Here is a 25,352-nt window from a genome sequence, read left to right as displayed (position 1 = left end):
AAATCAAGAAAAAGTGAAGGATTTTTGATTAGACTGCTTTCAATCATTATACAATTAATGTTATTCATGCACTCTAGGACAAACTTTAAGAAAGTATTCCTGTCTTAATACACTAACATATCTTCACTCTTTACCCAAAAATCTCTATTCTCTGATGTAAGAATATGAATCCATGTACTATCTATAGCATATTCTTCAAGTATAAACCGATCTTCATATTTTATTTCCTCGTTTACTTCTAATCCATTCGGTGAAAGATATAATTTGATTTCACTACGAGATGCAATAGCAAATTGATAAGCATTAAAATGCTGTTTAATAACAGATACATTATATGTAGAGAAGATAAATAATAAAATTCCCAAAGGAAGAAGTCGGTTAATCCATTTGCGTACCAACTCTTTTGAGTACTTACTAACAGAAAAATAAATGGCTAATCCAATTAATAGAGAAGATATCAAAGCTAATACATACCATAAATATACTCCTGCACCTAGCACAAACCGATTGTACCAAGAATATGGATGTTGCCATTCAATTTTTGGATTAACTTGTTGCAAGGCATATTGTGCATTGTATTGTGCATCTTCCTCCATAGGTTTATACTTCAATGCAGATTCAAAAGCCCAACGTGCATGATTCCATTCATTTAAACGAGCAAAAGCAATCCCCAAATTATAATATGCTGCGAAAGATGGTTCTTGTTCCACTATGGCTTTAAAGGTTGTGCGTGCTTCATTAAAATCTTCTTCAGCTAACCTCTCGACACCTTTTTGGAAAAGTGTGTCTATTGATGCTATGCTATAAGAAAAGCTGCCAACCCAACATAATATCCCCAGAATTAGTATTCTCATTACCCTATAGTTTGAATAACAGATTGAATTTCTCCAGTTAGGCGATGAATATCCGTATTATTATATACGCCTCCACTGTATCGCAATTGATCCGCATCATCCATAATTTTTGTTATTAACTCCTTGGAAGCAGACGATATTTCCTCCTGTTTCAGAATATATTCTTTAGTGACACCTCCTTTTTCAACCACAAAATAATTTGCTAAGAAAGAAATAAAGATATTCATGAGTGCATTCCCTTTCTCCGCATCGGTAGCGAGATAATTTAACTTATTAAGTTCCTTTAATGCCTCTTCTTTATATATAATTCTCGATTTTTTACTACCTCCAGCTACTGATTGCTCATTCCTTTTTCGGATCACAAATCCAATTAAAAACCCAAGAAACAATGGAGAAAACAATATAAAAGAGCCTTTCCAACTTGTGAAGAAAGAATTAGGATCTTTAGCATTCTTTGAATTATTTGTTAAATAAGGATGTAACCCTTCATTTCTAACCTCATCTTTATGAATAATTGGACTTTCAATCTTTGCATTAGGATTCGCTATAGAATGAATAGTAGGGAAACTATTGGAAGCAGACTCATACTTTTCTGTTACTGGATTAAAATACGAAATCGTAACAGGATCCAACTGAATATCTCCACTCTTATTAATCTGTAGATAATAGGTAAATATTTTCTTTCCTTCTGCTCCAACTGAACAATAAGTAAATGAATCCACTACTTCGGGGTAACCATATAAAGAAATGCCATCCGGTAATTGAAGTTTCGGTTCCTTAATATTTTGAAGATTACCATTACCCTTTACACGAAGTTTTAATTCTACCACATTCCCTTGCTCAATTTGTGTAGTAGAAATATTGCCTGATAAATTAAATTTCCCAACTGCTCCAATAAAATCAGTAGGAGCTCCACTTGGAAGTGACTTCACCTTAATTGTTACTGTATTTGACTCAATTTTTGTCCTTTCAGGGAAGAAACTACGTGGATCATCATATAAGAGAGATGTCTTAAAGGGTTGTATTTTTAATTCTCCTACATGATCTGGGAAAATAATTTGTTTCCCTATCTCAAACGTTTGAACATTGGAGCCGTTAATAACCTCATACGCTGTTTTTACTTTATCTTGCTCTCCCAAGGCATGTGCATCAACTGACTTATCAAATTGAAAAGGGGTATAATCTTCAAATTGCATAATAGGAACACGTGCATAGATTTTACTAACGACCACAATAGGCTCCCCTTCATATACTTCTGAACGTGAGTGTGAAATCAATCCAAAAATCTTTTTATTCATATTTTCACTTGGTACAGAACTAATCATATCCTGTTTTTCAAGCACTTTGACAGTATATGCTTCTGAGGTATATTTCTTTTTTCCGTTAGTTACAGTGACTGGTCCAAGCGAAAAGGTTCCATTTTGAGTGAGGTATCCTACAAAAGTACGGAACTTAAAACTCGTCATAGTACGCTTTCCATTGATTACTTGTACAGAAGAGGACATACCTGATTGTACACCTCCAGACTGAACAAACTGATCTGGAAGATGCATGTCAATTTCACCATCTACACTCGTTTTAATGGTTATGGTAATTGGTTGTCCTTTTTCTACAACAGTAGGAGATATCTCTAGCACTACATCCGAGTTTTGGAGCCAAGCAAATACGGGAATAAACCACAAAACGATATGTAAAACAATGCTTCTTACCATTTCTTTCCTGAATTAACCGAATTTTTTGGATCATTAGATTGTTCTATTTTTCTGATCTTCTTTTTCGTTTCCATTTCTTGTTTTAGCAAATCATCTAAAATACGATCTGATTTTTGATCACTAAGCTGACCTTCTGATTGCTTTTTATCTTGGTTCTCAGAGTTGCCCTGTGAAGGTTTCTGTTGATTTTCGTTTTGGTTTTGTTTATCTTTTTGATCTTGAGAATTAGCATCTTTAGAATCAGAGCTATCATTCTTTTTATCTTGTTGATTCTGTTTGTCTTGCTGATTTTCTTTGTTTTGCTGTTCTTGTTTCTTTAATTCTCGCTGAGCAACGGCAAGATTATAACGCGTCTCATCGTTGTCAGGCTGCAAACGGAGCGCATTTTTATAACTCTCTACAGCCCCTTGATAATTTTTAGCCATCATTTGGCTATTTCCTGTATTATGCCAAGAATTAGCTTGTTGAGCAGAGTTCTTTTGATTAGCCACGGTTGCTGAATATGCCTTTTGTGACAATTCATAATCTTTTGCTCGATAAGCAGCGTTTCCAATATCTTGAGACAAATCGACACCTGTTGGAGCAATTTTTTGGGCAGAAAGTAAAGTTTTATATGCTTTATCAAATTCGCCTTTGCGGTATAACTCTTGCCCTAATCTCAAAGTATCACGCCAAGATTGAGCATAAGAGAAACTTACAACCAACATCAAAAAGAAAATGATATATATTCTTCTTACTTCCATTTATTAAGTATCAATTCCCAGCCAAACAGCATTATTAAAAATAATATCGAAATCAATAAAGGCCAACGATATCTGTCTGCCTGTATTTCTAACTCCAAATTTACGGTACTACTTTTAGAGGGTTTGTTAATTTCAGTTAAAATTTGATAAACATTGGGAAAAGAACTACTTGTTAGTGTCATACTTCCATCTAAGTTCTTAGCTATTTCTCGAAGCATTTCTGGATTCACGCGAGACAAAATAGATTGTCCTTTCTCATCTTTTAAATATTTTGCATTTGGTCTATCATTTTCTGGTACAATCCCCCCTTTTTCTGTACCAATTCCTAAGGTATATACTTCTATATTCTTTTCTTTTACAGTTTTATATGCTTCCTCCATATTTCCATCATGATTCTCTCCATCTGAAATCAGCACAATCATACGCTTGGTTTTTTCTTTTATATAGAGTTTACTAGATTCAATCAGAGCATCTGCAATATTAGTTCCTTGATTAGAAATAAAATTAGTATTCAAGTCTTGAATATACATACGGATAATACCCTTATCCACTGTAAGTGGTAGTTGTGTATAAGCACTACCTGCGAATACCACTAAACCTACCTGAGCAACATTGGAATTAGTAATAATTTGATTCATGGCTCGCTTTGCAACTTCTAATCTAGTTTCCTTTCCGTCAATATCACGCGTATTCATTGAATTAGAAATATCCACCGCAAAAACAAGTTCTACACCTGACATCACACCATGGACTTTCTTTGTTCCATACACAGGTTGCATCAAGGCGAAGCAAGCAAATACAATAACATTTCGGATAAAGAAATATTTAAAAAATAAATTTTTAAGTGAAACAGGGCGAAGCAAATGAGATAAATCTTGTAGTCCATCGAATTTCCTTACCATACGGTTTCTTGCTAACATCTGATATACAAAAATTAATAGAACAAATAATACACTCAATAAACACCATGCAAATTCAGGGTGAAGAAAAGAGAATTTTTCTCCATTTTGCGTATAGGAGAAGAAACCTAATATTTTTAATATTTGCCATGTAGCAATCCAAAAAACAAACTCCACAACAAGTGCTGTAATCAGAAACAAAGATGTTTTATATGTATATAACTTGCGGTTAATCATTTTTTTTGAATACAATATGTTCCGTAAAAAATCCTAAGATTAGGGTGACTACTCCAAGTAATAAAAAGAAGGTTGGGGTATAGGGAGGTTCTTTCTCAATATGATTTTCAACAATTTTACTCTTTTCCATTTGGTCAATCTTTCCATAAATATCTTTAAGAGAATTCTCATCAGTTGCACGAAAATATTCCCCTCCTGTCATATCTGCCATTTTGGTTAAAAGATCTTCGTCGATATTCACTTCCATATCTTGCATGATTCTTCCAAAAGGGGTATCAATCGGCATTTTCACAACCCCTTTCTGTCCTATTCCAATGGTATAAACACGGATATTTTTGTTTTTAGCTATTTGAGCTGCATCCATAGGTAATAAATCACCTCTATTATTCTCTCCATCCGTTAATAGGATCACTACTTTCGATTCAATCGTATCACTTCTTAAGCGCGCCACAGCAGTACCTAGTCCAACACCTATTGCTGTTCCAGGTAGTAAATTTCCTGATTGAATTTCTTCAATTTTTGATTTTAAGAAACTATGATTCTTAGTGGTAGGGCATGTTGTATATGCTTCACCTTCAAATACTACGAATCCAATTTTATCTTGTGGTCTTTTATCGATAAATTCCTGCGCCAATTTCTTAGCAACTTCTAATCGGTTTGGCAAGAAATCTGTCGCCATCATACTGCCTGAGATATCCATAGCAATCACAATATCAATTCCCTCACTATATTGAGGTGAGCTTTCTTCAGAATATGGTAAAGTAGGAAGCGCCATAGCAATAATTAAAGAACTCATCCCTACTGCTAAAGAAGTATAGATAAGTAACTGGATCAAGCTAGCGGGTTTATAGGAGATACTCTTTAAATCTTTAGATAAATTAGAGAATTTAACCTCTCCTCTTTTTTGTTCTGTCCAGCGATATCTGAGATATAAAATAATAGGTGTTATTAATAAAAGCCACAGCCATTGTTTTGCATAGAATTGATAATCCAAAATATTGATATGTAAATACTCCCAAAAACGCATTATGAATCTATTTGAGCTATCTTTTTAAGAACATTCTCAGCCATATCAGTTATTCGCAGAATTTCTCCAACATCGGGTTTTGATTTAGCAAATTTCACCATATCAGACTGATTAAGGAGTAATCTAATATCCGAAACAATTACCTCAGGCAATGCATGTTTGCGAAGTATTATCTCTATCTCATACGTTGTTTTATCTAATAATTCAACCTTAAAATGAGCCACTAGGAATTTTCGAATAATAATAGATAATTCGTAATAATATTCTTTTAAATTTTTATCATAACTTCTAGCATCACGAAGGTGTTTAATCTTCAATAAAGCTTCTTCCAAGAAAGAAAGTTGGATTACTGGTTCATCTCGTTTTTTACCTTTTCTCACTAGAAGAAATACAAGTATAATGAGTCCTATTAAAGCTAATGCAAAAGCCCACCAATATTTCTTAAGAATTTCCAAGAAGGTCAAACTTGGGATTTCGGAGAATGATTCTCGAATATCATAGATAGGCTGGTTTGGATTTACCAGTGGTTTAATTACCCCTATTAAACCTGCTGGAAAGAATAATTCTTGCTCGGCTAACTGAATTGATTCTGGCGGAATAACTACGTATGCACTATCCCATCCAGTTAATTCGTAAGTTCCTTGCCAGATATATTCACCATTAACCTGATAAGTAGTATCATGAAAAGGTTGCAAAATATCAAAATGATAATCTGTTGAGACTCCTTGTGAGTTATCTATGGGTTTACTCGTACTTTCTTTGCCGATAAATTCATTTAATTGTGGCGTATATTGAATCTTCGTAATTGGATTTTTATCTTTTATTTGGAAGGTAAGTATAAAAGGCTCTCCTATCTTGATTTCTGTCTTATTTATAACAATATCTAATTGTTGTGCTTGTAAAAAAGTACAGAAAGTTATTGACAATATGTATAAAATTACCCGCACTATCTTCTTCTCGTTAAAAATAATTTCTTTAATTCAACCAAGTGATTATTATCCGTTGATAAAACTGCGTGATCTACTCCTGAACTCCAAAGTAGATTATTTAACTTACTCTCTCTTGTCTTATAATTCTTATGAAATTGACGCTGCACAGAAGAAGAATTGGTATTGACCCACTGTTCTCCCTTTCCTTCTGCCAGGAACATTTTACGCAAGCCTATTTTAGGAAGATTCTTCTCGGCAGGATCTGTAATACGAATTGCTACCATATCATGCCTACTATTTGCAATTTTAAGCCCTTCTTGAAAATCATGTTCATCAATAAAATCACTTATGATAAAGCAAATTCCCTTTCTTCTCACCATATTGATATAAAACTGAATACCTTTATTAAGATGTGTTCCATTAGAGGTGGATTCAAATGAAATCAGTTCTCTTAAAATACGCAGTGCATGTGGTTTACCCTTCTTTGGTGGTATATACTTTTCCACCTCATCAGTCACGAAAATAGCTCCTACTTTATCATTATTAGCTACAGCGGAAAGAGCTAAAACAGCTGTTGTTTCTAGGATTAAGTCTAACTTGGACTTATTTTTGCTCCCAAAGAAATTAGATGCTGATACATCTATAATCAGAACAATAGAAAGCTCTCTTTCCTCCTCAAAAACTTTAACATAAGGAGTATCAAAGCGAGCAGTAACATTCCAATCTATTGTTCGCACATCATCTCCATATTGATATTCTTTAACTTCAGAGAAAATCATACCCTTGCCTTTAAACGCAGACTGATATCCCCCTGAAAAAACAAGTTTAGAGTTACGCTTCGTTTTTATTTCAATGTCTTGAACCTTTTTGAGTAATTCGCTAATGTCCATTTCACAAAGATTTACGGAACTTCTACTCTACCTAGAATCTTTTCAATGATATCGGTTGCAGTGACTCCTTCTGCTTCAGCTTCGTAAGTTAATCCCAAACGATGCTGTATCACGTTTACCGCCATACTTCGGACATCTTCTGGAATAACATAAGCTCTTCCATTTAAGAATGCATTTGCCTTTGCTGCCAAAGCTAGATTTATACTTGCTCTAGGCGATGCTCCAAAGGCTATCAATGGAGATAAGTTATTTAGATTATATTCATCTGGATTTCTCGTAGCAAACACGATATCAATGATATACTTTTCAATTTTTTCGTCGATATAAACCTCTCTCACAAGTGATTTTAGGCGCATAATATCTTCAGGTGAAACCACTCGATTTGCTTTGGCTAATCCTTCACTTCGAACATTGTTACGTAGAATTAATTTTTCATCATCACGTGTTGGATATTCTAGGGTAACTTTTAGCATAAATCTATCCATTTGTGCTTCTGGTAATGGATAGGTTCCTTCCTGTTCAATAGGATTTTGTGTTGCCAAAACTAAAAATGGTTCAGGTAGTTTAAAAGTTTCATCTCCTATTGTAACTTGGCGTTCTTGCATAGCTTCTAATAAAGCTGCTTGCACTTTAGCTGGTGCACGATTAATCTCATCCGCTAAAATGAAATTGGCAAAGATAGGTCCTTTTGTTACAGAAAATGCTTGCGTTTTCTGATTATAAATCTGAGTTCCTGTAATATCTGCAGGTAGTAAATCAGGTGTAAATTGTACCCTACTATATACTCCTCCAATAATATCTGTCAACGTCTTAATAGCTAATGTTTTTGCTAATCCAGGAACCCCCTCTAATAGTACGTGTCCATTAGAAAACAATCCAATTAACAAACACTCTTGCATCTTATGCTGGCCGATAATTACGCTTGACATCTCGCGATTAATCAAGTCAATAAGTGGGCGCTCTTGTTGAATTTTCTCAGTAACCTGGCGTATCGTGTCAGCAGGAGTTAATGACGATGTATTATTTTCTTCCATAAATAAATCAATAATTCATTAATACAAAGATGTTCATTGTTTACTCCTATTTCAAAAAAAGGGCTGTTAAAGATTGTTAAGCAATGAACTAAGCTAAAGTAATTAGTCAAACCTTTGAGCAATTGAAAGGTCAGAGGGAACAAATAAATGATGCTTGTGTAATGGGGATTAAAAGATAGCTATTTTGGTCGAAGCATCGTAATGGTTATTTGTCCTTGATGAAACTTTGGAAACCAAGTGCCCGGCTCAAATTTAAAATCCTTCACATACGTGTAGGCATCAATTTTAGCTGGAGAACTCTTAAGTGTTGTAAGAGAATCCACCACTTTTGCAGATGAAATATCTCCATTAATATCAACAGCAATTTGGAAGGTAACTCGACCATCCGCAATTCCTTGTATAATATAATCTTTTGGGGTAACTAATTTCCGGTTATCTCTCACAATATCCCCTTTTAGTTGGGAAAATGTAGCATAACTAAGCGTAACAAATAATAGAAGTGTAATGTATTTTTTCATGGATTAAATGTAAGGGTTTTTATGAGATTTTACTCCAATTAGGCTTTGATTTAATTTTTCGTTTTAAGGCTAATTTTAATGCTTGATTCTCTAATCTTTCCATTGTGGGGTCATTATCTAGGATTTCTATAGCCACATTTCGTGCCAGACTTACGATAGGGCCATCTACCGCTAAATTAGCAATTGCTAGGTTTAATATGCCACTTTGTTGAGTCCCCATAATATCTCCAGGACCTCGGATTTCTAAATCCACCTCAGCTATTTTAAATCCATCATTCGTAGAAACCATCGTGTTAATACGCTTTTTACCTTCTTTACTTAATTTATTCCCTGTCATTAAGATACAATAGGATTTCTCTGCACCTCTTCCTACACGTCCACGCAACTGATGTAATTGTGACAATCCAAAACGCTCTGAGCTTTCAATAATCATCACAGAAGCATTCGGAACGTTCACTCCAACTTCAATAACCGTTGTTGCAACCATAATATGCGTATTACCCTTAACAAACTGTTCCATTTCATAAGCTTTCACTTCAGGAGACAATTGTCCATGAACAATACTAGTTTGATAGTGAGGGCGTGGAAAGCTTCGTGAAATAGCTTCGTATCCTTCATTTAGATTATTATAATCCAAGGTTTCAGATTCCTTAATCAGTGGATACACAATATAAACTTGTCTTCCTAAAGCTATTTCTTGTTTGATTAGTTGAAACACTTTTAATCGGTGACTCTCATACGCGTGCATGGTGGTAATTGGTTTTCGTCCGGGCGGAAGCTCATCGATAACTGACACGTCTAAATCTCCATAAAAAGTCATTGCTAATGTTCTGGGAATTGGAGTGGCTGTCATGACTAAAATATGTGGAGGTTTGGTATTTTTTTTCCATAACTTAGAACGTTGTTCTACTCCAAAACGATGCTGTTCATCAATAACCACCAAACCTAAATTTGAAAAATGGACAGTAGGTTCTAGTAAGGCATGAGTTCCAATAATCAGCTGAATCTCTCCATTCTTTAACTGCTCAAATAAACCTTTTCGCTCAGATTTTTTGGTGGATCCAGTAAGTAAGGCTACTTTCACTTGTATCGGAGCCAATAATTCTGAAATCGTAAGGAAATGCTGCTGTGCTAATATTTCTGTTGGTGCCATCAAAGCTGCCTGAAATCCATTTCCTATAGCAAAGAGCATACTTAACACTGAAACCAAGGTTTTACCACTTCCCACATCTCCTTGTAGTAACCTATTCATTTGTTTCCCACTCTTTAAATCTCGCCAAATTTCTTTCGTGACACGTTTTTGAGCATTGGTCAACGGAAAAGGTAAATGATGTTCAAAAAAATCATCGAACGCACTACCCGTCTTATCCAATTGAAAACCACTCAATGGTTTACTATTCCCAATTTTTCGGATTAATAGTTCCAATTGGAGTAATAATAGTTCTTCAAACTTTAATCGAAATTGTGCTTTTTGAACATCTTGTAAATTTCGTGGAATATGAATATATCTATAGGCTTCTTCACGAGAGCACAACTTATATTGCTCAATATATTTCACGGGAAGTATTTCTGGAATTTTGCCTTCAATCTGGCTTGCCAGTTGGTATGTTAATTTTTCTATTCCTCCAGAATTGAGACCTTTTTTAGCCAACTTCTCCGTAGAGTTATAGATTGGCTGTAATCCCTTTTCATGTGCTACATCTTTAAAAGAAACTATTTCAGGATGTGCTATATTCCAGCCCGCTTGATATTGTGTTGGCTTTCCATATATTCTGTATAAAATTCCTGGCTTAACTTTATCCTGAATCCACTTAATTCCTTTGAACCATACTAAATCTATAACTCCTGTTTCATCTTGAAATTGAGCTTGGAGACGAGCATGTCGGCCTACTCCAATTAATCTAAATCCTTTTATGGTTCCTTTTAATTGCACAGATTGTCCTTCTAAGTTCGGTAAATCACGAATCTGATGATAGAATGATCTGTCCACATAACGAAATGGGAAATGATTTAATAAATCCCAAGCATTTTCGATTTCTAATTCTTGACGGAGCGCTTTCCCACGTTCCGGGCCAACACCTTTAATGTATTCTATGGAAATATTCTGAAGACTTTCCATGCATGAATTATGGGTTAACCTTTTTAATTACCAATGGCAAATTAATAGAGTCTTCATAAACAAACAGAAGCAATCCTTTAGGAAGTAAATACCTAGGAATAATTAAATCGGCTAAATATTTAGGAGAAATATATAAAACTCCTCCAGAGAGGTCATATACCTTAAGTTCTCCAATATTTTCAGTCAAAATCACAAAATCATCTTTTAGGTCTATTACTTCAAAATAAGCTGGATTTAACGCTTTACCAATATTAGATAATGTAGGATTATGCAATAAGAAGGCACGGTTTGTAGCAACATGTGTAGAGTCAATTCCACCGGCAATCATCCAATTACCTCCTCCTAAATTAGCTATTCCTCTTAAGTCCATTACGTTATTTTTTGGATCAAAGGAATTTACTTGAGTTTTTTCTTCTAAATTAACTGTCATCAGTCGTTGATTAGGATTCACATAAGTTGTCGAATCAAGTGTTTTTCCATTTAGTAGATATGCCTCATCAGCACCACCTACCCAAAAAATAGATTTATCAAACCCAGAGCACGCCCCTCTGAAGATACTCGTTCCTAGATTCGAATTGATATAAGACCATGTAATCTGACTCGGAATATCCTTATCAATAACACCTTTAATGATATATTTCTTATTATCGATAGCATTTTCATTTACCCCACCATAAAAGAAAATTGTATCTCCTAATATAAATCCAGATGCACCGTGACTGGAAAAAATTTCATCATTGGGAAGTGGTGTGCCTGAAAACCAAGTGTCATCAAATGGATTATAAATCTGAACATCCATTAAAATAGTAGAATTACTCCAACCTGACACTACATAAATTAAGCTATCTCGCCACACTGCCTGCACATGATCAGCTATTGGGGTAATTAAATCAGCCCCTTCCGCTTCAAAAATATCTTGATTGGGATTATATACAAATACTTTATTAGAACTTATAGCTGTTGAATCATTAGGGTGATAATTCCCTCCTATCAAATAAATTTTATTATTTACATAACTTGCCATGCTTCCAGTTTTTCCGGCCGTATCAGGAATCATAGGCATTTCTTCCCAAGAATCATTATTTGTATAATATTTAAAAACACGCTGGTGGATATCAGTTATTTTTAATGAATCAGAAACTCCTCCAAAACTATATACAAATTTCTTTGTTGCCGTTTTTGCTTCACAAAGAGCATTGTTAGTAGTTGAAATTGGTAAAGAGGTCACTTCAGTCCACATCCATTTATTTTGTGCCATAGAAACGGATATGCCAATTGTAAGTAGAAAAAATATAAAGAAACTTCTTACCATACCACGAATTTATGAAAAAATGTAAAACCTCCTGCTTTATACGATAATTTATAGTATCTTTCCATATCAATAAGCAATCATGAATACGGATTACACAGAGATATATAACGCACAGAAACAAACATTCTTATCAGGAGTTACAAAAGAAATCGATTTTCGTAAAAAGCAACTCCTAAAATTAAAAAATATACTCCTTACACATGAAGATCAACTATGTAAGGCTGTTTATCAAGACTTCAACAAATCCAAATATGATGTGATAACAACCGAAATTGGTCTTTTACAACACGACATTCGAGATGCTCTCTCTCATATTCAAAGTTGGTCTAAAAAAAAACGAGTTAAAACCAATTTACTCAATCTTCCAGCAAGAAGTTATATTTATCCTGAACCTTATGGACAAAGTTTAATCATTGGTGCTTGGAATTATCCTTTGTTATTATCCCTTGCCCCATGTATTGCCGCTATCGCTGCGGGAAACACAGTTGTTTTAAAGCCTAGCGAAATTGCTCAACACACCAGTAATGTACTTGCCAAACTCATTAATCAACATTTTGATAAAGCTTTCTTTCATGTGATTGAAGGAGATGCGGAAATTGTAACTTCCCTGCTAGAATTCAAATGGGATAAGATCTTCTTTACGGGCAGTACACAAGTTGGGAAAATTGTGTATCAAGCAGCTGCAAAACATCTAACCCCTGTAACCCTGGAATTAGGCGGGAAGAGTCCTGCGTTTGTCACCAAAGATTGTAACATAGATATTGCTGTAAATCGTATTGTATGGGGCAAATTTCTTAATGCAGGTCAAACTTGTATTGCTCCTGATTATATATTAGTGGATCAAGCTATTCACGATAGTTTTTTAGAGAAATTAAAGAATCGTATCACAGCAATAAACTACACCGTAAGAGATGGAAATTATACACAGATTATCAATGAACGACATCTGGAGCGTTTATCAAAATTAATCCCTGAAGAAAAGATTTTTTACCAAGAAACATCTGATATAGCGCAAAGAATTTTGGCACCAACTATTTTACACAATATTGCGTTTTCTGATGCTATAATGCAAGAAGAAATATTTGGACCAATCTTACCCGTAATTTCATACAATAACCTTTTGGAAGTAATCGAGAAAGTGAGTTTACTTCCTAAACCATTGTCTTGCTATATTTTTTCAAATTCAAAAACTATACAAAATGAAATAATCTCCCGAATTTCATTTGGAGGAGGGATGGTTAATGATACCGTAATGCATATTACAAATACCTATCTTCCCTTTGGAGGTGTGGGAGACAGTGGCGTAGGAAGTTATCACGGAAAATCTGGGTTTGATGCCTTTACCCATTACAAAGGTGTTGTACATAAAGCTACCTGGATAGATCCTAAGTTAAAATACAAGTTTAATACTGAGAAAAACTTAAAATTATTTAAGAAACTCCTTCGGTTTTAATACGAATCATCGAATATTTTACACAAATCATCTAAAAAATAGTTTCGGCACAGTATTTTCAAAGAAAATCTTGTTATATTAGAAATCTATATTACAAATTACGAAAATAAAACTATATGAATTTATACAAATTGAGTATTACCATGCTGCTCACTTTTTCAAGCTTTTGTTTACTAGCTCAAGAAGAAGAGGAAGTAAAAATGGTTGTTGCTTCCAATGTGGAAATTGATTCTACAGCTATTAAACCTGAAGCACAAGAGGCCTATAATCAAGGGATTTCTGCATTTGAAAGTAAAAACTATCGAGTTGCTATTGAGCAATTTGAAAAGGCAATTAGCATTTCCCCTAATTTTTATGAAGCGTATAAAAACTTAGCTAATACCTATTTAGCTAATAATAATTCTGAACAAGCCAAGAATACATTTATACACATTGCCGAATTAGACAAAAACTCTGGGGAACCGTTCTATGAAATTGGCTTGATGGCAGAATCACAAGATAGTCTTGAAACAGCAATTAGCTTCTACACAAAAGCCATTGAACGTCAATCTGGAGAAAAGAAATATTATTATCAGCGTGGAATTCAATATTTTAAACTTGAAAAATATGATGATGCAATTACAGATTTTTCCAAAGTAATTTTAATAGACCCAAAGGCTGCTGATGCATATAACGATAGAGGAAGTGCTTACAAGTTAAGTGGCAATATTGATAAAGCTATTAGTGATTACAATACAGCAGCTGAAGTAAACAAAAAATCAGGATTAGCCTATAATAATTTAGGAAGTTTATACCGTGAGCAAAAGAAATATGATTTAGCTATTAAGAGTTATGACAAAGCCATTTTGATTGAATCAGATAATTATTTAGCATGGAATAATAGAGGATATGCAAAATATGAAAAAGGAGATTATCAAGATGCTATTACTGATTTTAAAAAGGTGAATCAATTAAAGCCAGAATATGCAATTGGTTTTAATAATCTAGCAGGTGTTTACATGGCTATGGAAGACTATAATAAAGTAGTGGAATATAGTACCAAAGCTATCAAGTTAGACGAAAACTATGGTGCCGCTTTTTATAACAGAGCAATTGCATACGAAATGTTGAGAAAAGAGATAGAAGCATGTAAAGATTGGAGTACTGCCGCTGATTTAGGCGTACATGTAGCTAATCAGCACTATGAAAAAAATGGTTGTAAAAGTTTAATTGAGAAATAATGAAGAAGATACTAGCGATACTTACGATATTCACCATTGGTTATATTTCATATTCTCAAGAAGTAACCTTTGACAAGAAGAATTTTAAAGATGATAAAGGAGCTTTCAAAGAAGCCGAAGCTCATTTGAAAGAAGGTGATAGACTAATGGGCATTATGCCTTTTCCTCACTATAATGCTGCCTTAAAGGAATATTTATTAGCACAACAGTTTAATCCAAAATTTTCTATTTTAAACTACAATATTGGAATATGTTATTTGAATACTCCTCAGAAGTTTAAAGCATTAGAATATTTTCAGAATGCTTTTAAATTAAACGCAGGGATTTTTCCAGACATTCATTACTATCTTGGAAGAGGTTACCATTTAAAAATGGAATGGGATAAGGCTATTGAGCATTATGAAGCATATAAGAAAGTGATTAATCCAAAAGATGTAGCTAAAGGTCAGGATGTTCAGAAGAAAATATTTGAATGTAACTCCGGTAAAAAATTAGTAACTACTCCTGTGCGTGTTTGGATTGATAACATGGGTTCAAATGTGAATTCAGCTTATCCTGATTATGGGATGATTATGACGGCTGATGCTATGGAAATTTACTATACAAGCCGACGACCTAACACAACAGGTGGTGGAATTGATGAGTTTACAGATGGATATTATGAAGATGTATATACTTCCAATAGATACAATTCTAAAGATTGGGCTCCAGCAAAAAACGTAGGGACGCCTATTAATACAAAAGGTCACGATGCGGCAGTTGCATTAAATCCTGATGGAAGTAAGATGATTGTATATATTGATGATAAAGGAGATGGGAATTTGTATGAGAGTGTAAGGCAAGAAGGTGTATGGAGTAAACCTCAAAAATTCAATAAAGAGATTTGCAGTAAATACCATGAAGCTTCTGCTTGGTACACTCCAGATGGTAAACAACTCTATTTTATTAGTGAACGCCCACGTTCAGGGAGTGAACCGGGAGACCGTGATATTTTTGTAGCAACATGGGATGAGGCTAAAAAAGATTGGGGGAATGTGCAACGTTTACCAGATAATATAAATACTCCATACAACGAGGATGGAATCTATGTACACCCTGATGGAAAAACAATCTATTTCTCTTCTAAAGGTCACAATTCCATGGGAGGATATGATGTATTTAAATCTGTTAAACAAGATGATGGATCTTGGTCTAATCCCGAAAACTTAGGTTATCCAATCAATACCCCAGATGACGACGTTTTCTTTGTTGTCGCGGCAAACGGACGAGATGCCTACATGACCTCTTTTAGAGAAGATGGAATTGGTGATAAGGATTTGTATAAAGTTACTTTATTAGGTCCTAAGAAAGAGCCTATTTTAAGTGGGGAGGACATGCTTCTAGCCAATGCAAGCACACCAACACGTGCTATCCAAATAGAGCCTAAAGTAGAAGTTTCAACAGGAAATTTAATGATTCTAAAAGGAGTTGTTCGAGATGAAACAACCCGAGAGCCATTAAAAGCAAACATTATTTTAGTTGACAATACTACCGGACAAACAGTTGCTGAATTCACTTCTGACAGTAAAACTGGGCGTTATTTGGTTTCCCTGCCAGGTGGAAGAAACTATGGTATCGCAGTTAAGGCTGACGGTTACTTGTTCCACTCTGAAAACTTTGAAGTAAAAAAAGAAGAGGGATACAAAGAAGTTGAAAAAGACATAGATTTAAAGAAAATTGATGTGGGTAAATCTATCGTATTACGTAACATTTTCTTTGATTTAGATAAATATTCACTACGTCCAGAATCTGAGAATGAACTTGCTCGTTTAACTGCTTTATTGAAGGAGAATCCAACCATTAAAATTGAAATTAGTGGTCATACCGACTCCAGAGGTTCTGTTGCTCACAATAAAACATTGTCTCAAAATAGAGCAAAAGCAGTGGTTGATTATTTAATTGCTCGTGGTATTAGTGCGGATCGTTTAACTTCGGCAGGATATGCTTCTGAACGCCCTATTGTAACCGATGCTCAAATTGCTCAAATGAAACGAAAAGAAGATCGTGAGGCTGCTCACCAAGAAAATAGACGTACTGAGTTTAAGATTATCTCTAAATAATTCAGTATTTGAAAGATAAAAAAAGGGGCGAAAATATTTGCCCCTTTATTATTAAAGCGAAAATAAGGTCTATGCCTCACAACTTTTACAAACTACCAACTCGTTTATCTTTTCTTTAGACACCGATTGGCTACGTTGATAATAAAGTGTTTTCACTCCCATTCTCCATGCCTCAATAATCAAAGAATTTACATCTTTAACCGGAAGAGTGGATGGTATATTAATATTTAAACTCTGAGCTTGATCAATATATTTTTGTCTTATTGATGCTTGAAGGATAATCTCATATTGGCTAATTTCTTTGAAAGTTTTAAAGATATCTTTCTCCTCTTCGGAAAATTCTGCAATGTGTTGAACGCTTCCATTATGTAGCATGATATCTCGCCAAGTATCTTCATTGTCAATCCCTTTCTCTATGAGAAGTTGTTTTAAATATTTGTTCTTTCTGACAAAATTTCCTTTAGCTAATCCTGCTTTATAATAGTTACTACTATATGGCTCAATACCTGGTGAAGTTTGACCAAGAATCGCAGAAGATGTAGTAGTTGGAGCAATAGAAAGTAGAGTCGTATTCCTTCTACCATATCCTTTTAAAACTTCAGGCTCACCATAAATCAATGCCAATTCCTCAGATGCCTTATTTGCATTTTCTTGAATTCCTTTAAAGATTTTATTCGTTAGCGATTTTGCATCCAAACTTTCAAAAGAAATTCTATTCTTCTGCAAGTAAGAATGCCATCCCATTACTCCTAATCCTAAGGCTCTATGATTCTTAGCAAAGTTATGTGCAGCTGTTAGGTAATAATTACCCGCTGTTTTCTCTATAAATTCGGACATTACAGCATCTAGAAAATAGATCGCCAGTTTCACAGCTTCTGTATTCTTCCACTCATCGTATAATTCTAAATTCATAGAAGATAAGCAACAAACAAATGACTCTTCTTGTGAAGATGGTAATGCAATTTCAGAACAAAGATTACTCGCATTAATCATCATTCCTTTGTCTTTATATACTTGTGGTTTATTACGATTCACATTATCAGTGAAGAAAATATAAGGCAAACCTTTTTCTTGTCTAGATTGTAATACTTTTGCCCAAACTTTACGTTTTTCTGTATCTCCATCAATCATCTCTTGCATCCAATAATCTTGCACACAAACGGCATTAAAGAGATTTTGAATCGGACTTCCAATATTTTTGATTTCTAAAAACTCTTCAATATCCGGATGATCAATATCCAAATAAGCTGCAAAAGCTCCTCTTCTGACTCCTCCTTGTGAAATCGTATCCATCGCAGTATCAAATAATTTCATAAAACTAACAGCTCCACTACTCTTCCCATTATCAGTCACAGCGCTTCCGCGTTCACGTAATTCTCCAAAATACCCAGAAGTTCCTCCTCCTATTTTTGTTTGCATGATTACTTCACCCAATTTCCCAGTTATTCCTTCAATATTATCTGGCACATGCACGTTAAAACAAGAAATTGGCAAACCTCTTTCTGTACCCATATTAGCCCAAATAGGTGATGACAAACTCATCCAGCCTTTCTCTATCATTTCAATAAAAGCTTCAGCTAATTCGGGTTTATATAATCTTTTAGCCGCAGCATTCGCTATTCTTTCAATAGCTTTCTGGGGTGTTTCTCCCTTTAACAGATATCCTCTGTTTAAAATTTGCTCACTTTCTTCATTGAGCCACCATAATCTTTTCATAGATAGTATTTATTATAAGGTTTAGTAATTTTAAATTTTGTACATGCTTTTAATTCTCCTACTTGTATTTTGCTAATATGCTCTAATTCTAAGGAAGTATCTTCCGATAAAAATTGGTCAAGTTTTTTAATACAATAGTTCATTTTATAAGCAACAGCTACACATACCTTTCTACCATTCTTACGAGCCATTCCCAAATAAAGAAATTTCCCTAGTGGATAATCGGGACGAAGGCATGTTGCTATTTCATTTTTAATAACTTCTTCCATAATTTATAATTTTATAAGATTGGTATAGGTCTTTTATTGACATCAATAGCAACTAATGTAAAGAGTCCTTCTATCGATTTTTTACGACTGGATGCGTCATACATTTCCTCTTGATAAACTGTTACCTCAATCTGTAAACTTGTATTTCCTACTTTCTTAACCTTCCCATTCAATTCAATAATAGTATTCGCAGGAATAGGCTCAGTAAAATCAATTTGACTTGAAGATACAGTTACCATTTTCTTTCGACTAAAACGAGTAGCCGTAATAAAAGCAATCTCATCCATTAACTGCATAGCATTGCCTCCAAATAGGGTATCATGGTGATTCGTAGTATTCGGAAACACCACTTTAAATAGACTAGTTTGAGCCTGTACTATGCGTTCTTGTATATTCATAAAAGAATTTTAAAATAAATCTTCTGCAGTAATACTTTTATCGTGTTTGGTATATGCTGTTGGCCGCTTCGCAAAAAAATCATCTAATTCATTGGCAAAAACATCTTCATCAAACCAAATCATAGCACGATATTGATCTTCAGTAATATGGAATACTTTCTCTACTCCCATATTTACTAATGCATCATCTACACGGTATTTCATAAAATTGAGCATATCGTTTTTAGTAAAGAAGCTCAACTCACCCTTTTCATAGATCCAGTCTAATAATTCTTCTTCATATTGAATATAGTTACTTACAGCACGCTTTATTTCTTCCATCATTTTAGCATCAATATATCCTTCTTCCCTTAATTTATTGATAAGATATATTCCTGCATTGGCGTGAGTTTGTTCATCTATAGAAGTCCAAGCAATGATATTAGAAGTATTCTTTAAATATCCTTTAAAGCGCGTAAAAGAAAGAATATTTGCAAACTGAGAAAATAAGCTACTATTTTCAATTACAACAACAAAGAACAACAGCTTCCAAATGATATCATCATTTGTTTTCATATAATTGTCCATCATATCTATCTTCTTTTTAAAGATAGGAATAGAATATATATCTTTAAATGAATCGTTTAATCCCATGACCTCTAACAATCTTGCATAAGCCTCAGAGTGTCGTGTTTCAGATTCAGCAAAGGTGCTTCCTAAATTATTAATTTCCGGTTTTGGAAAATGTTTATAAAGATCACCCCAAAAAGCTTTTACTCCTACTTCAACTTGTGCAATACTAAGTAGGCTTCGCTTCACGACCTCTTTTTCTGTGGAACTTAATTGTGCTCCAAAATCCTGAATATCAGCTGTAAAATCTATTTCCTTATGTACCCAAAAGGTTTTATTCATCATATCCACAAAGTCCATTACTTCAGGATATTCAAAAGGTTTATAATTAATACGTTTATCGAAAAGACTCATACGTTTAGGTTTTAAATGAAACAATAATTCTAACAGTTTCGGATCGTAGGCAATTCCGAAGTAATGATTTCATTTAAATTGAGTCAGAACTTACAGACGATTACCTTTAATGCGAAAGTAATGTCCTTATTTACCAGAGGTCTGACTCATAAGATTTCTCTTATTTACAGTTGCGCAACAGTTTGAGGATTTCACTCAATTCACCGTGGCAAATAATAACACAACAAAGTTATAAAAGAAGCAAATTGATAAATTGGAAAGTAAAAACACTTATCAATAGGTTTTCAACAACTTAATTTATATTTCTGATTACCAATGGATTATAATTAAACGGGCATGCGAATTGCTTTTATGATGCCTTCCTTATCAAACGCACATTCTTGTTGGAGTTCTTCTTGTGTGCCGTGATGAATAAATCGATCGGGAATTCCAAGACGCATCACTTTAGCAGCATAATTGTTATCTGCCATAAATTCTAATATGGCACTTCCCATTCCACCTTCTAAGCAACCATCTTCTACGGTTATAATTTTATTGAAATTCGTAAAAACCTCGTGTAATAAACGTTCATCAAGTGGTTTTAGGAAACGTAAATCATAATGTGCAACAGATAAACCTTCTTTATGGATTTCAGAAATAGCATCTTGAACAAAATTACCAACATGGCCAATGGATAATACAGCCATATCATTGCCTTCAGATACTACTCTACCCTTTCCTATCTCTACAAGCTGCATAGGTATTTTCCAATCTACCATCACTCCTCTACCTCGAGGATATCGAATTACAAAAGGTCCCGTTTCCTTAGACTGGGCTGTGAGCATCAAATTTCGCAATTCTTCTTCATTCATGGGAGCCGAAATAATCATGTTTGGAATACTTCTCATATAAGCTAAGTCGTATGCTCCATGATGAGTCGCACCATCTGCCCCTACTAATCCTGCTCTATCTAAGCAAAATACAACATGTAAATTTTGTAAAGCTACATCGTGTATCACTTGATCATAAGCCCGTTGCATAAAGGTTGAGTAGATGTTACAAAAAGGAATCATTCCTTGGGTTGCAAGTCCTGCTGAAAAAGTGACTGCATGCTGTTCGGCTATTCCTACGTCAAAAACTCTTTCTGGAAGTTCTCTCATCATTATATCCATAGAAGAACCTGTAGGCATGGCAGGTGTTACGCCAACAATTTGTTGATTTTTTTGTGCTAATTCCAAGAGCGTATAACCAAAAACATCTTGATACTTGGGTGTTTGTGGTGCATCATTTTGAGATTTCAAAAACTCCCCTGTTTCTTTATTAAAAAAACCAGGTGCATGCCATTTAGTTGGGTTTCCTTCCTCTGAATATTTGTACCCTTTCCCTTTTTTTGTGATACAATGAAGTAATTTAGGTCCTTTTTCTGCTTTTAGTTTTATCAGCATATCCACTACCTCATCCATATTATGTCCATCAATAGGTCCATAATAACTAAAATCTAATGCCTCAAAAAGATTCGTTCCTTTATATGATTCCGAAATACGTACGAGGTATTCATTCAAGGCTCCTACATTAGGATCTATCGACATACTATTGTCATTCAGAATCACTAAAACATCTGTGTCCTTAGCAAAACCAGCATGGTTTAAACCTTCAAAAGCTAGTCCTGCCGTCATAGCTCCATCTCCAATAACTGCAATATGATGCCTATCAAAAATTCCTTTCAATTTATCAGCAACCGCCATTCCCAGAACAGCTGAAATAGAAGTTGAAGAATGCCCTACTCCAAAAGTGTCATATTCGCTCTCTTCTCGTGAAGGAAAACCACTGATTCCACCTTTTTTACGTATGGTAGAGAAAACATCTTTTCTTCCCGTCAATATTTTATGACCATAAGCTTGGTGACCAACATCCCAGACTAATAAATCATAAGGTGTATTGAAAACATAATGTAGGGCAACGGTTAATTCAACTGTTCCTAAATTTGCACCAAAGTGAGCATTTCCATTTTCAGAAACTACATCTATAATATATTGACGTACCTCATCAGCTAGCTGTTGCAATTGATTCTGAGAAAGACTTCTTACATCTTTCGGGAGATTAATTTGTTGTAAAAGCTCCCCCACTTTATATGTCTGTGTTTTATTTCCCACAGCACAAAAGTACAGTTAAAAATGTAGAAACTCAGAGGAGATTCACACAATTTTAAGGAAGAAAGTATATGCCTGACTTTTATCATAGTTAATCCTAAAGATAAACCCTAATTTTGTACTATTAAAAATTTAAAAGAATGAGAAAAAATACAAAATCCCTCAGAATAACTCTAATGGCAATAGTTGCTATAGTGAGTTTTATTTTTGTAAAATGTACGAACACTTCAACTGAAGAAATAGTTACACTTTCGGCTGAACAAGAAAAAGAATTAAGAGAGCAGGCTAATATGTATTTTGGTTCTATCTCTGACCTTCCAGAAAACACTATTAGTGAAGATAAAATTGCATTAGGAAAGATGCTCTATTATGATACGAGACTTTCAAAAGATGGGAATATTAGTTGTAATTCTTGTCACAATCTAAACACTTCCTTTGGAGTTGATAATTTATCTTTCTCTCCAGGTGATACAAAAGAATTAGGAGGTAGAAATTCTCCTACAAACATATACGCCTCTTTACACACCATGCAATTTTGGGATGCTAGAGCAAAAGATGTCGAAGAACAAGCTGGAGGTCCGCTACTAAATCCAGTTGAACACAATATTCCTTCCAAAGAGTTCTTAGAAGAAAGATTAAGAGGAGTAACAGAATATGTGAGCTTATTTTCAAAAGTTTATTCGGACTCTACACAACCTATCACTTTTGCAACTATTACCGATGCCATTGGAGCTTTTGAACGTCAATTAAATCCAGTAGGAAGATTCGATAAATGGCTAGATGGAGATGACAATGCATTAAGTTATGATGAGAAACAAGGTTTGGCTACTTTCATGGATAAAACATGTACTACTTGTCACAATGGAAAAGCTTTTGGTGGAACCATGCTTCAAAAATTTGGATTAAATGGAGATTACTGGGAACATACCAAGAGTAAAAACATTGATAAAGGTCGTTTTGATGAAACTAATGAAGAAAAAGACTTATATTTCTTTAAGGTTCCTGGATTACGTAATATTGAAAAGACATATCCTTACTTCCACGATGGCTCCGTTGAAAATTTAGAAGATGCTATCAGAATTATGGGTAAACTTCAGGTAAATAAAGAATTGTCAGAGGAAGATGTAAAATCAATTGCTACTTTCTTAAAAGCGTTGACACAAGATGTAGATGATAAATACAAGAATTTATAATTCCACAGAATTAACTAAAAAGGCTACCAGTAGGTGGCCTTTTTTATTTAAAGTTCTTTTTAACCAAATCTTTCCTGACTCTACTCAAACTCTCAGGAGTAATCCCAAGATAAGAGGCAATCATCCATTGAGGAACTCTCAACATGATATCAGGATACATCTTAATAAAAGATAAGTATCTCTCTTCTGCAGTTGCGCTTAAAAGTTGGTTTATTCGGTTTTGAAGTTGACGAATATGGTTATTAAGTAACATGGTGTTAAAATCTGCAAAGCCAGGAACCTCTCTTTCTAATTTAGAAATCATATCCTTAGTAAGAATAAACACCTCTGTATCTTCCAAAGCATCAATGTAATAGTTAGAAGGGTTATTGTAATACAAACTTTCCCTATCATTTAGAATCCATCTTTCTGGAGCAAAATGGATAATATGCTCTTTCCCTTTATCATCAATTGAATACTGTCTTAATAAGCCCTTCTCTACAAAAAATACATTCGTGCATATTTCTCCTGCTGAAACTAAAAATTCATTCTTTTCATAGGATTTATGCTGGCAGTTCTGCATAAGTTCTGCTAGATATGTTTCGTCCACATCAATGTTGGAGGTAAGAAAAGATGAAAAGCTAAATTCATTCATGATACTCAAGTTTATTTGTTTTTCACATGTTTTTCCTTCAATTCATGTTCTTCTATTTCCTTTTGTAATTCATCCTCCTCTATTTGCCTAGCTTTGGTTAATGCACTAGCCATTAAACCCGCAGGAATGGTAACTACCCCAACACCTACCATTAACACAAAAAAGGTAAATATTCTACCTCCTAGTGTAATGGGATAAACATCTCCATAACCAACTGTAGTAAGAGTGACAACCGCCCACCAAGCGCTACTAAATATTGAAGAAAATTTATCAGGTTGCGCAGGATTCTCGAAGTAATAAATCCCAGCAGATGCTAAGAATAAGAAAATAGATGTAATTATAAAAAATAGAATAAGTTCTTCTCTAATTAACTTAAAAACAAGTGAAAAACGATTCAATGCCTTATTATACCTGATCAACTTAAATGCCCGGAAGATTCGGAAAATTCGGAATGCTCGAATAGCTCTTAAATCATACGATCTACTTATAAAGTATGGAAGGATTGCAATAAAATCAATGATACCATAAAAACTAAAAATATATTTTAAAGGTTTCTCTGCCACATAAATTCTTAAGATATATTCAATTAGAAATATACTAATTGTGAATGTTTCGATTCCTTGCAATATTTTCCTCAACTGCAATGGAATGTCGGGAATGGTTTCGATGGCATATCCTGCAAGAGATAAAAGAATTAGAAACTCTATAAAAAGATCAAAAAACCTTCCTTGTTTCGTAGTATTATCCTCAATTATTGAGTGTAACGTAGATTTAAATTTAGACATCATTAGATTCAGCAATCACATTCACATGCCTAAGTTACAATTTTATCATTGTATTGTTTAAAATCTGAGGCAGCAATTAAAAAAAATTCCCTCGGCCTCGCAAACCAAAGGAATTAAAAATTTAAAAAAACTGATGACATTTAGGTGGCTATATCAAGTTTTAACATAAAATTTAAAACAAATAACTCTTTTGTTAAAGAGAAAACTAACTAGGATATA

General features: G+C 34.2%; 22 protein-coding genes. 4 read left to right on the top strand and 18 right to left on the bottom strand.

Annotation, left to right across the window (positions count from 1 at the left end; genetic code table 11):
- Nucleotides 1-104: 104 nt before the first annotated feature.
- The 11 genes from M9897_12645 to M9897_12595 all read right to left on the bottom strand — a co-directional run bounded on the left by M9897_12645 (nucleotide 105) and on the right by M9897_12595 (nucleotide 12,274).
- Entirely contained in the window at nucleotides 105-854 is a 750-nt protein-coding gene (locus M9897_12645; protein MCO5269733.1) for a hypothetical protein, read from the bottom strand.
- Nucleotides 854-2,566, bottom strand: coding sequence for a BatD family protein (locus M9897_12640; GenBank protein ID MCO5269732.1), 1,713 nt, complete (start codon nucleotides 2,564-2,566; stop codon nucleotides 854-856). The genes M9897_12645 and M9897_12640 overlap by 1 nt, the downstream gene beginning before the upstream one ends.
- Nucleotides 2,560-3,309 (bottom strand): tetratricopeptide repeat protein, encoded by a 750-nt coding sequence (locus M9897_12635; protein MCO5269731.1) that lies wholly within the window; start codon nucleotides 3,307-3,309, stop codon nucleotides 2,560-2,562. The genes M9897_12640 and M9897_12635 overlap by 7 nt, the downstream gene beginning before the upstream one ends.
- Entirely contained in the window at nucleotides 3,300-4,445 is a 1,146-nt protein-coding gene (locus M9897_12630; GenBank protein MCO5269730.1) for a VWA domain-containing protein, read from the bottom strand. The genes M9897_12635 and M9897_12630 overlap by 10 nt, the downstream gene beginning before the upstream one ends.
- Nucleotides 4,438-5,472, bottom strand: coding sequence for a VWA domain-containing protein (locus M9897_12625; GenBank protein ID MCO5269729.1), 1,035 nt, complete (start codon nucleotides 5,470-5,472; stop codon nucleotides 4,438-4,440). Before M9897_12625 ends, M9897_12630 begins: the two co-directional genes overlap by 8 nt.
- Entirely contained in the window at nucleotides 5,472-6,398 is a 927-nt protein-coding gene (locus M9897_12620; protein ID MCO5269728.1) for a hypothetical protein, read from the bottom strand. Before M9897_12620 ends, M9897_12625 begins: the two co-directional genes overlap by 1 nt.
- 20 nt (nucleotides 6,399-6,418) lie before the next feature.
- Complete coding sequence (locus M9897_12615; GenBank protein ID MCO5269727.1) at nucleotides 6,419-7,291, bottom strand: DUF58 domain-containing protein; 873 nt, start codon at nucleotides 7,289-7,291, stop codon at nucleotides 6,419-6,421.
- An 11-nt stretch (nucleotides 7,292-7,302) separates the two neighbouring features.
- The gene (locus M9897_12610; GenBank protein MCO5269726.1) at nucleotides 7,303-8,325 is read right to left on the bottom strand and encodes an AAA family ATPase; all 1,023 of its coding nucleotides are present in this window, start codon (nucleotides 8,323-8,325) and stop codon (nucleotides 7,303-7,305) included.
- Between the two features lie 179 nt (nucleotides 8,326-8,504).
- Entirely contained in the window at nucleotides 8,505-8,843 is a 339-nt protein-coding gene (locus tag M9897_12605; GenBank protein MCO5269725.1) for a hypothetical protein, read from the bottom strand.
- A gap of 19 nt (nucleotides 8,844-8,862) precedes the next feature.
- Complete coding sequence (recG, locus tag M9897_12600; GenBank protein ID MCO5269724.1) at nucleotides 8,863-10,962, bottom strand: ATP-dependent DNA helicase RecG; 2,100 nt, start codon at nucleotides 10,960-10,962, stop codon at nucleotides 8,863-8,865.
- Nucleotides 10,963-10,969: 7 nt separating this feature from the next.
- Nucleotides 10,970-12,274 (bottom strand): hypothetical protein, encoded by a 1,305-nt coding sequence (locus M9897_12595; protein ID MCO5269723.1) that lies wholly within the window; start codon nucleotides 12,272-12,274, stop codon nucleotides 10,970-10,972.
- Between the two features lie 79 nt (nucleotides 12,275-12,353).
- On the opposite strand from M9897_12595, the gene M9897_12590 reads away from it, so the two are divergent.
- The 3 genes from M9897_12590 to M9897_12580 all read left to right on the top strand — a co-directional run bounded on the left by M9897_12590 (nucleotide 12,354) and on the right by M9897_12580 (nucleotide 17,046).
- Nucleotides 12,354-13,727 carry an aldehyde dehydrogenase family protein gene (locus M9897_12590; GenBank protein MCO5269722.1) on the top strand — a complete coding sequence of 458 codons (1,374 nt, stop codon included), beginning with the start codon at nucleotides 12,354-12,356 and terminating at the stop codon, nucleotides 13,725-13,727.
- Between the two features lie 116 nt (nucleotides 13,728-13,843).
- On the top strand, nucleotides 13,844-14,947 hold the full coding sequence (locus M9897_12585) for a tetratricopeptide repeat protein (GenBank protein ID MCO5269721.1): 1,104 nt from the start codon (nucleotides 13,844-13,846) through the stop codon (nucleotides 14,945-14,947).
- Complete coding sequence (locus M9897_12580; protein ID MCO5269720.1) at nucleotides 14,947-17,046, top strand: OmpA family protein; 2,100 nt, start codon at nucleotides 14,947-14,949, stop codon at nucleotides 17,044-17,046. Before M9897_12585 ends, M9897_12580 begins: the two co-directional genes overlap by 1 nt.
- A 69-nt stretch (nucleotides 17,047-17,115) precedes the next feature.
- Here the strand turns inward: M9897_12580 and M9897_12575 are convergent, their stop codons facing one another.
- The 5 genes from M9897_12575 to dxs all read right to left on the bottom strand — a co-directional run bounded on the left by M9897_12575 (nucleotide 17,116) and on the right by dxs (nucleotide 22,524).
- A complete protein-coding gene (locus M9897_12575; GenBank protein ID MCO5269719.1) occupies nucleotides 17,116-18,762 on the bottom strand; it encodes a ribonucleoside-diphosphate reductase subunit alpha in 1,647 nt (548 codons plus the stop codon).
- The gene (locus M9897_12570; GenBank protein ID MCO5269718.1) at nucleotides 18,759-19,031 is read right to left on the bottom strand and encodes a hypothetical protein; all 273 of its coding nucleotides are present in this window, start codon (nucleotides 19,029-19,031) and stop codon (nucleotides 18,759-18,761) included. The genes M9897_12575 and M9897_12570 overlap by 4 nt, the downstream gene beginning before the upstream one ends.
- Before the next feature lie 11 nt (nucleotides 19,032-19,042).
- Nucleotides 19,043-19,429, bottom strand: a complete 387-nt coding sequence (locus M9897_12565; protein ID MCO5269717.1) for an acyl-CoA thioesterase — start codon at nucleotides 19,427-19,429, stop codon at nucleotides 19,043-19,045.
- A 9-nt stretch (nucleotides 19,430-19,438) separates the two neighbouring features.
- Nucleotides 19,439-20,392 carry a ribonucleotide-diphosphate reductase subunit beta gene (locus M9897_12560; GenBank protein MCO5269716.1) on the bottom strand — a complete coding sequence of 318 codons (954 nt, stop codon included), beginning with the start codon at nucleotides 20,390-20,392 and terminating at the stop codon, nucleotides 19,439-19,441.
- Nucleotides 20,393-20,718: 326 nt separating this feature from the next.
- Nucleotides 20,719-22,524 (bottom strand): 1-deoxy-D-xylulose-5-phosphate synthase, encoded by a 1,806-nt coding sequence (gene dxs, locus M9897_12555; GenBank protein MCO5269715.1) that lies wholly within the window; start codon nucleotides 22,522-22,524, stop codon nucleotides 20,719-20,721.
- 137 nt (nucleotides 22,525-22,661) lie between these two features.
- Here dxs and M9897_12550 point away from each other — a divergent pair, with 137 nt between their 5' ends.
- A complete protein-coding gene (locus M9897_12550; GenBank protein ID MCO5269714.1) occupies nucleotides 22,662-23,714 on the top strand; it encodes a c-type cytochrome in 1,053 nt (350 codons plus the stop codon).
- A gap of 43 nt (nucleotides 23,715-23,757) precedes the next feature.
- Here M9897_12550 and M9897_12545 read toward each other — a convergent pair whose 3' ends face one another.
- Both M9897_12545 and M9897_12540 read right to left on the bottom strand, forming a co-directional pair.
- Nucleotides 23,758-24,348: a Crp/Fnr family transcriptional regulator gene (locus M9897_12545; GenBank protein ID MCO5269713.1), complete on the bottom strand. Its 591-nt coding sequence runs from the start codon at nucleotides 24,346-24,348 to the stop codon at nucleotides 23,758-23,760.
- Nucleotides 24,349-24,359: 11 nt separating this feature from the next.
- Complete coding sequence (locus M9897_12540; GenBank protein ID MCO5269712.1) at nucleotides 24,360-25,133, bottom strand: ion transporter; 774 nt, start codon at nucleotides 25,131-25,133, stop codon at nucleotides 24,360-24,362.
- Nucleotides 25,134-25,352: the final 219 nt, after the last annotated feature.

Origin of the sequence: Brumimicrobium sp. (genome assembly GCA_023957385.1) — a bacterium.
Taxonomy (GTDB): domain Bacteria; phylum Bacteroidota; class Bacteroidia; order Flavobacteriales_D; family Crocinitomicaceae; genus Brumimicrobium.
The sequence above is the reverse complement of the archived record's forward strand: the minus strand, read 5'-3'. Positions and strand labels throughout refer to the sequence as shown.